The organism is Streptomyces sp. S6 (assembly GCF_054880855.1).
Genome location: NZ_JBTYMC010000406.1, coordinates 1 through 5,008, shown reverse-complemented (window position 1 = coordinate 5,008; position 5,008 = coordinate 1). Strand labels below are relative to the sequence as shown.

Below are 5,008 nucleotides of genomic sequence, written 5' to 3'. Positions count from 1 at the left end.
GTGCTGGAGGAGATGTTCGGTGTCAGCGCCGCCGCCCTGTTCCAGCCGCCGCCCTCACCCGAGTCACTTCGCCGGCTCCTCCACCGCGAACGGCGCCGCCGCCGCGATCCGGGGCTGCGAGACGGCCGCCGACCGGCAGTGGACCAGTTGGGTCGGCGGTGAGGTCCGGGTCTTCGGCGACAAGTGCCTCGACGCGTACGACCAGGGCACCACCGACGGCACCCGCGTCATCACCTGGTCCTGCAACGGCCAGGACAACCAGAAGTGGACCACCGGCTCCGACGGCACCCTCCGCAACGTCCACGCCGGCCGCTGCCTCGACACCGCCGGCAGCGCCACCGGCGAGGGCACGACACTGGTCCTGTGGACCTGCGACGGCCGCGCCGGCCAGCGGTGGACCCGCGACTGACGGAAACACGATCCGGCTCATGGGGCGCCGGGGCGGCGACAGCGGCCGTACCCGGGTGCCCGGTGAACTCCGGTGGTTCTGCCCGGGGTTCGCCCGACCCGGCGTCGCCGTCCCCCTCCCCGCAGATGCCAGAATGGCGGGGACCAGGCGTGGAGGGGGCAGGCGAGCGTGCCGGACGAGACAGAGGGACGGTCTTCCGAGGGCGGGGCGCGGACGGGCGGCGGGGGACCCGCGTCGGTGACGATCGCGTACATCGCCGAGTCGGCCGGTGTCTCGGTGCCCACGGTGTCGAAGGTCCTCAACGGCCGCTCCGGGGTGTCGGACGAGACCCGGGCCCGGGTCGAGCGGCTGATCCACCAGTACGGCTACCGCAGGCCCCCGAAGAACCGCAGCAACCTCGTGGAGCTGGTGTTCCGGGAGATGGCGAGCATGTGGGCGGTGGAGGTCATCCGGGGTGTCGAGCGGGTGGCCCGCAGGAACGGGGCCGGTGTCCTCGTCTCGGAGTTCGGGCTCCACGACACCGAGGGGTCCGCCCTCGACGACACGGTCGGCCGGCGTCCCCACTGCGTGCTGTCGGTGGCGCAGCTCTCCGAGGCGGAACGCGAACAGCTCACGGCGAAGGGCATCCCCTTCGTCGTCCTCGACCCGGTGGACGAACTCCCCGAGGACGTCCCGTTCGTGGGCGCCACGAACTGGCGCGGCGGACAGACCGCCACCCGCCATCTGATCGGCCTCGGGCACCGCCGTATCGCCATGGTGAGCGGCCCCGACCACCCGTTCTGTCTGGCCCGGCTGTCCGGCTACACCTCGGCCCTCACGGAAGCCGGCCTGGCCTTCGACCCCGGCCTGGTGGTGAAGACGCGGCTGACGAGTGAACACGGCCTCGCCGCCGCCCGGGACCTGCTGTCCGGGCCCGAGCGGCCGACCGCCGTGTTCACCGCCAACGACATGCAGGCCCTCGGCGTCTACCAGGCCGCGCGGGAGCTGGGCCTGCGCATCCCGCACGACCTCAGCGTCGTCGGCTTCGACGACGTCCCGGCGACGGCCTGGATGGACCCGCCGCTGACGACCGTCCACCAGCCGCTCGCCGAGATGGCGGTGGCGGCCACCGAACTCGCCCTGGCACTGGGCCGGGGTGAGGAGGTCCCCCGGACCGGGCTGGAGATCGCCACCACCCTCACGGTCCGGGAGAGCACCGCGCCCCCGAAGGGGGAGTGACCCGTCAGGAGAAGGTCACGGGCGTACCGGTGACCGTGCCGCCCGACTTCTTGACGTGGTACGAGACCTTCGTGCCGCTGTAGAAGTGGAAGGTCAGCGTGATGAGTTCACCTTCGCGCATGGACGAGACGAACTCGGGGGTGAGGACGATCGTGCCCTTCGCGTAGTCCGGCGTGAACGCCTTGTTGAACTCCTGGTACGGCGTCCAGCTCGTCGGCCCAGCGTTGGAGCCGTCGGGGTAGCGGGCCTCCATCGTCGCCAGCTCCTCACCCTGGTAGCGGGTGGGGACGGCGAACGAGTCGCCCGAGCCGGTCGCGCCGGACAGCACCGCGGTGTCGTTGGTGACGATGTCGATCTGCCACGGCACCCCGTGTGAGAACCGGGCCTGGAGCGTCGCGTTGACGCCGTAGGAGCGGTCGCCGACCAGCCGCGTCAGCGCCTCGGCGGTGAGGACGATCCGCTGGTCGAAGCGGTTGTAGTCACGGCCCTCGACGAGCTTGGTGGAACCGTGCCACAGGCCCTTGAACTGGGTGCCGTTCAGGTTCAGGGTGAGCCCCTTGGCCGAGACCGGGGACGACTTCGGGACGTAGATCTTGTCGAAGGACGCGGTGCCGGAGCGGGTCGTCCAGCTCGACTTGATCAGGTCCATCAGGCCCTGGTCACGCCACTTCAGGCTGGCGCGGTCCAGGTAGGCGAAGGGGTCCCACAGGGCGGTGGTGACCTTGGCGGAGCGGGCCGCGTACGAGAGGTGCTCGTAGTACTTCAGGGCCTCGCCGTGCTCCACGCGGGAGGGGTGGTTGTAGTCGGGCCAGCCCAGCAGGCCGTACTCGCCGAGGTAGACCGGGACGCCCTTGGAGGTGAATGTGTCACGCATGCGGGCGAACGCGTCGTCCAGGTCGTTCTGCGCTGCGGCGTCGTAGAGGGTGCCGCCGGCGACGTTCACGCTGAAGGGGTACCAGCTGTAGTAGTGCACGGTGGCGATCAGATTGCGGTCGTTCAGCTTGCCGATCGTGCGGGACAGGTTGTCCATCAGCTCCTGGCTCGGGGTGCAGCCCTCGGTGGGCAGCATCAGCAGCCGGGTGGCGTTCCCGCCGCCCGAGGCGCGGACGATCTTGTGGAAGGCGACGTTCAGCTCGTCCAGGAGCTCGGCCTTCCGCGCGGCCGTGGCGTTGTCGAACTGCGGCTCGTTGATGCTCTCGAAGAGCACGGTGCGCGGCTCGTCGCGGAACGCGGCGGCTATCTGGGTCCAGCTGGAGGAGAAGCGGGCCAGGACGCCGTCGTGGTCAGCGGGCATCTTGTTGACCCACTGCCACGAGTCGTGGTGCACGTTCAGCAGGACGTACAGACCTTCGGCCAGCGCCCAGTCGGTGACCTGCTTCACGCGGGCCATGAACGCCGCGTCGATCGTGTACGGCGCGGTCGCGGACTGGTGGTCCGTCCACGTCACCGGGATACGGACGCTGCGGTAGCCCTCCGCGCGGATCGCGTGGAACAGCTCCCTGGTGGCCTTCGGGTTGCCCCAGGACGTTTCGTCCGGGATGGCGTCGAGGGTGTTGCCCAGGTTCCAGCTCGGCTGCATCGCGGCGACGGCGTCCATGGCGCGGGCCGGGACCCGGACCGGTTGCCTGCTGTCGGGGGCGGCGGTCGCCGTGCCGACGGCGAGGCCGAGCAGGAGGCCCAGGGCCGTCAGCAGACCGATGAGTCTGCGGGGGCCGTGTGCGAGGTGCCCTCGGAACAGTGCGGGGTTCACGTGCTGTCCTTACTCTCGGTCGGTCGTGTCGAAGCGCTTCACTAAAGGGTGAAGGTAACGACGTGTTTCGCGCGAAACAAGATGCTGAAAGCCAGGAAAGTTTCTTCTGTCATGGTGATTGACAAGGTGTGGGGGTGGATGCGGGGTGTCGATGCGCTTCGACGATCACCCTTCGAGGCCGGTTTCCGGCTCGGCCGGGGGCGGAGTTGTTTGGACCTTCCGGTCAGGTAGCCGGACAACTGGTCCGCCGCGAGAGTTGATCAGGACTGAGCCCGACCTGACAGAACAGAAGGGAGCGGGGCCGTGTCCCGTTCACCCCGCAAGACGCTCACCGGCGCCCTGGCCGTCGCCGCCCTGGCCGCCGGGTCGCTGACCCTGGCCACCGGAGTCGCCAGCGCCAGCACCCCCATCTGCTCCTCCCCGCCGCTCACCGGATGCGTGCAGATCAACAACCAGACGCACAACGTCCACAGCGTCCGCCTCCAGGTGATAGAGCCGAACGGCCACTCCTGGACCCGCTGCCTGATCGGCACCGCGCCGGGCCGTGAGACCGCCTACGCGGACGTGCACTTCGCCAACCACGACTCGGTCTTCACCACGGGCTACAGCGCCGGCAACTGCGAGGGCTGGTCGAAGGTCAACGACCTGCACCCCAACTGGCAGACCCCCGACGCGTACCAGTACTGGACCTTGAACCTCTACCAGGGCTGACGCACCCCGCCGCACCCCCACCTCGCTCGTTCGGCCCAATCCGCTCAAGGAGATACAAAAGTGCTTTCCCCCGAGAAGACCGAGACCCCGCGCAAGTCGCGCCGTCGCATGCTGGCGTCCGCGATGGGCGTCGGCCTCGTCCCGCTGGTCCTGCTCGCCTCCGCCGGCAACGCCTCCGCGCAGACCTGGTGCTTCAAGGACGACGGCGCCAGCTACCGCACCGGCGACACCACCTGGGCGAAGTCCCAGACGCAGGCCCCGAACACCTGGCAGGACTGGGTCTGGCGCGGACCGACGTTCCGCTGCCCGACCAACGTCCCCGGCTGCTCCTACGCCTGGGGTCAGACCAAGACGACGGGCTGGTCCGCGTCGATCAACCTCTCGGTCGAGGTCCCCATCCCGTTCGTCAACAAGCTCGTCGAGGTCACCCCCTCCTACGGCCGCAGCGGCTCCACGAGCACCTCGTTCACCTTCACCACGAACCTGGGCCCCGGGCAGTACGCCCAGCCCATCCAGGTGGTGGAGCGCCGCTGGACCCAGGGTGACTACGTCGGTGCCTTCCGCACCGACGGCACCACCTGCAACGACGGCTCGGGCTTCAAGCGGTTCTGGTGGGACGGCGGCTTCGAGTACGGCAAGTGGAGCGCCGACCTCAAGGTCAGGGACTACGGCACGTACAACGTCTGGCGCTGACGTCACCTCGGTGACCTCACCGCTCACAGACCGCCCGGCCCCGCGACGATGACTCCCCCTCCGTGTCGCGGGGCCGGGCACCCCTCCCCGGACCGACCCGCAAGGACCCCGCTCATGAACCCGCGCCGCCTCTCCCGTGCCGCGTCCCGTGCCGCGCTGCCCGCAGCCGCCGCCGTGCTGTGCGGCCTGCTGGCCTCCTGCTCCTCGGGCGGCGCCGCGTCGACGGC

Annotated in this window: 5 protein-coding genes; 4 read left to right on the top strand and 1 reads right to left on the bottom strand. The window is 69.9% G+C overall.

The features are described 5' to 3' along the window. Positions 1-409, top strand: a 409-nt coding sequence (locus ACVNF4_RS32390) for an RICIN domain-containing protein (protein WP_461806448.1), incomplete at its 5' end; no start/stop codon positions are given. Positions 410-646: 237 nt separating this feature from the next. Further along, on the top strand, positions 647-1,627 hold the full coding sequence (locus ACVNF4_RS32385) for a LacI family DNA-binding transcriptional regulator (protein WP_461806449.1): 981 nt from the start codon (positions 647-649) through the stop codon (positions 1,625-1,627). Between the two features lie 4 nt (positions 1,628-1,631). Here ACVNF4_RS32385 and ACVNF4_RS32380 read toward each other — a convergent pair whose 3' ends face one another. After that, positions 1,632-3,377: a cellulase family glycosylhydrolase gene (locus ACVNF4_RS32380; protein WP_461806447.1), complete on the bottom strand. Its 1,746-nt coding sequence runs from the start codon at positions 3,375-3,377 to the stop codon at positions 1,632-1,634. A 303-nt stretch (positions 3,378-3,680) separates the two neighbouring features. Here ACVNF4_RS32380 and ACVNF4_RS32375 point away from each other — a divergent pair, with 303 nt between their 5' ends. Together ACVNF4_RS32375 and ACVNF4_RS32370 are read left to right on the top strand one after the other, a co-directional pair. Continuing rightward, on the top strand, positions 3,681-4,088 hold the full coding sequence (locus ACVNF4_RS32375; protein ID WP_461806446.1) for a hypothetical protein: 408 nt from the start codon (positions 3,681-3,683) through the stop codon (positions 4,086-4,088). A gap of 60 nt (positions 4,089-4,148) precedes the next feature. Continuing rightward, a complete protein-coding gene (locus ACVNF4_RS32370; protein WP_461806445.1) occupies positions 4,149-4,781 on the top strand; it encodes a hypothetical protein in 633 nt (210 codons plus the stop codon). Positions 4,782-5,008 lie beyond the last annotated feature (227 nt).